We start from the raw sequence: 3,059 nt of genomic DNA on the forward strand, positions 1-3,059 counted from the left end.
CTGCAGCAGGATGTCGCGCGCGGAATCGAGGCGGATGGTGTCGCCCGCAGTAATGTTGCTGCCTTGGACGGTAATGTTGCCCTCGCGGCTGCCGATGTTGATGTCGCCGCCGGCTTTCAGGCTGCTTTGCCGGCTTTGGCGGTAGTTTTGGTTTTGTTCCTTGCTGGCGGTTTTAAAGCCGAAGCCGGCTTCAACGGACAAGAGGACGGCGCCTTGCTGTCCGGTTTGGTTTTTAAGGGCATCGGCCACTTTGCCGACGCCATCGGCCAGTTGGTAGGCTTGGGCGCCGGCGACTAGACCCTGCAGGGCGCGGGTGCGGTCGTCGGCTTTGCTTTTGGCAGCACCTTCGGCAGCGTTGACCAGATCGATCAGCGGTGAGGAGATTTTGGCGAAGGTGCCGATTTTAAGGTCGCGCTCGCTCTGGTGGTTGCGGCCGTGATTGTCGGCAGTACGGATATCGACGCTTTGGGCGGCAATGTCGATGTCGCGGGCGGCGGCAACATCACTGCCGGTTTGGCGGTAGGCGCCGCCGGCATCTATCCGCACGCCGCCTTTCAGGCTGCCGATTTGGCTGGCGGTCTGCCGGGTTTCTTCGCCTTCGCTCTCGCGGCGGTTTTTCATCCAGCCGCTAAAGTGTTCGGTGTCGGAGATGACGGCGCTGCCGATGCCGGAAGAAACTTGGCGCTCGCTTTGGCTTTGGCGGTGTTCGGCGGCGCGGATGTCGATGTCGCCGCCGGCTTTGAGTAGCAGGTCGTCTTGGGAGACTAGACTGCTGCCGCTGACGGCGATATTGCCTTTTTCGGCAAGCAGACGGGTTTTACCGCCCACGGACAGGGTGCTGCCGCTGATGCTGCCGATCTCGCCCGCAGCCTGCCCCTGATCGTTAAAGGTGCCGAAGGGGGTGATATGGTCGCGGTTGTCGATGGAGAAACCGCTACGCTTGCTGCTGCCGCCATATCAGCTGATATTGTATGTATAGGTCTGTTATGTTGGTTGGTCGGGATGATAATCCTCAAATTCCCAAGAAAAAAATTTTAATAAATTCGATAATGACAATTCCCATGTTTCTCTTGAGCAGTATGCTAATATTTTATTAATTTCATCAATAATATCTTTATGATTAAACTGTTCCATTATTAGTGCATTTAACCAAAAGAAACCTTCTTTACTGCAATTATGTGAAATCCATTTTGGGGAGCAAACGCAAAAGGAAAAAATGGATGTCCCCTGTTCACCTTCAATCCCAATCTCTATATCTATCCATTGATAAAAATTATCAGGTATTTCAGGGGAAAATTCTTCAAAATTAACATTATATAATTCTATGCTTTCTAAATTCAGTTTAATCATTTTATATTCAAGTGTCCATTAGTTAAAGTTTTTCCATCGGAATTTCTAATAACGAAATTAGCCTGTACTCCTGTAGGATTGAAAGCTTTTGAAGTGTTAGTTTTTATAGTTGGGGGACGATATAATCGTGTACCATCTGCACTTAACAGACATCCTGGACAAGAAGAACTATTCACTGGTTTTGCTCCATCTCCAACCCAAATTTTTCCTAGTTTATCCGCTTCTTTAGCAGTTCCAGAACCAATTCCAAAATTAATTTCCCCTTTTCTATTTGGTTGCATTGTTTTCCAATCATTTATAGCACTTGCCAATCTTGAATCTTGAGCAGCAATATTTTTTAAGTTCTGTTCATTTAACTGATTAATTAATTTGGGATAGGTTGCCGCATTAGCAGTTCCTCCTGAAGTACTTCGGACAGTATCAGGCGTAACTTTCTGGACTTTGGGACTTGAAGGAATGCGGGCTTCGCCGACAGGCACAGCTTTTCCGGGCGGAGCCTCAGCCTTGCCGACAATCTTCACTACCTTTGCGGCGGCAGGCGGGCGGACAATGGCAGATGCCGTCCCGTGGCTGACAACCATAAATGCTACATTGGTTCCAACCCGGGCATCAAACATTGCGTCCATTCTGCCTGCAAGTTGCGGATCGCTGATGTATGCTTCGTCGCGAACCGCTTTCCAGTTTTCGTAGGACATCATAACTTTGTTGACTGTTTGCACGGGACTGGAAACGGCTTCGGCCAATGGAACAATGGTATTGTCCCACGGGTAGCGTATGCCCTCCCATGTGCCTACAACAATCTCTTTGGCTGCCAGATAGGATGCTTCCAGGGGAGGTGGACAGGCAACCCTTAGGTGCTTTCAATACCCTAGGAACGGAATTGCTCTATCCTATCAGTAAGAAAATCGAAAAACTTGCAGCTGTACATTTACTTTAAAAAATCAGAAAGAAACACTCCTACTGTTTCTACATGTTCTACTTACGCTTTTCCCTATATCTATAGCATTCATTGGAAATTTTTCCCTGCTTTATGCAATCTGGATCAATGAAACCAAATATTTCAAATTGTGAATCATTATATACCTCATGCTGATGATCTTTTAATGAACATCCAAAAAGCAAAATAAAAACAATTATTAATAAAATATTTCTAAGGATATATAATGTAGTCATTAGGATTGTCCGGATTTATAAATTTATATTTTCCATCTTTCCATTAGTGTAGGTTTCCTGCCTAAATATCGACGTGCAAAAGCCTCGGCTGTTTGATTCGGATTGTCTGAAGAGGACATTTCTCTAGCAGCTCCGGGTTTTCCTTTGAAGCTGAAACTGCGGGCGGTGAGTTCGTTGTGGTCTTTGTCTGCGGCAGAAGCGATGGCGCCGCCTTTGAGCCGGACGCTGTCGGCGGTGATGTGGTAGCCGCCTTCGCCGGCAAAGAGGCCGCTCTGGCTGCCGACGCTGCGGCTGTGGCCGCTGGCTTTGCTTTAGTTGTAGTTGCCGGATACGTTCCATGCGGTACCAAGGGCAACTTGGGCACGGATGCCGCCGCCGCTTTGTTTGCTCTCCTGTTCGACAGTGTCCTGCGGGCTTTCGATATAAAGGGTGCCGCCGACATCGGCATCAATGCGTCGGGCATGGGCTTGGGCACCGTTCAGCACGGTATTGCCCTTGCTGCTGAGCTGCAGTTTGTCCGATTGCAGCAGGGTGTT

3 protein-coding genes and 2 pseudogenes are annotated in these 3,059 nt (G+C 48.7%); all 5 read right to left on the bottom strand.

The annotated features are described in order from the left end of the window. Positions 1 to 924, bottom strand: a 924-nt coding sequence (locus ACTHRE_RS11010; RefSeq protein WP_440345276.1) for a hemagglutinin repeat-containing protein, incomplete at its 3' end; no start/stop codon positions are given. A 60-nt stretch (positions 925 to 984) separates the two neighbouring features. Next, positions 985 to 1,350 carry an immunity 8 family protein gene (locus ACTHRE_RS11015; protein WP_204788449.1) on the bottom strand — a complete coding sequence of 122 codons (366 nt, stop codon included), beginning with the start codon at positions 1,348 to 1,350 and terminating at the stop codon, positions 985 to 987. Next, positions 1,347 to 1,757 (bottom strand): annotated as a pseudogene (locus ACTHRE_RS11020) (hypothetical protein); the annotation flags it as partial. The pseudogene ACTHRE_RS11020 and the gene ACTHRE_RS11015, both read right to left, overlap by 4 nt. An 801-nt stretch (positions 1,758 to 2,558) precedes the next feature. Beyond that, a pseudogene (locus tag ACTHRE_RS11025) lies at positions 2,559 to 2,669 on the bottom strand (adhesin); the annotation flags it as partial. 165 nt (positions 2,670 to 2,834) lie between these two features. After that, on the bottom strand, positions 2,835 to 3,059 hold a 225-nt coding region (locus ACTHRE_RS11030; protein WP_440345275.1), incomplete at its 5' end, for a hemagglutinin repeat-containing protein.

It is taken from the genome of Neisseria sp. P0001.S007, from assembly GCF_051963655.1.
Lineage (GTDB): Bacteria > Pseudomonadota > Gammaproteobacteria > Burkholderiales > Neisseriaceae > Neisseria > Neisseria subflava_A.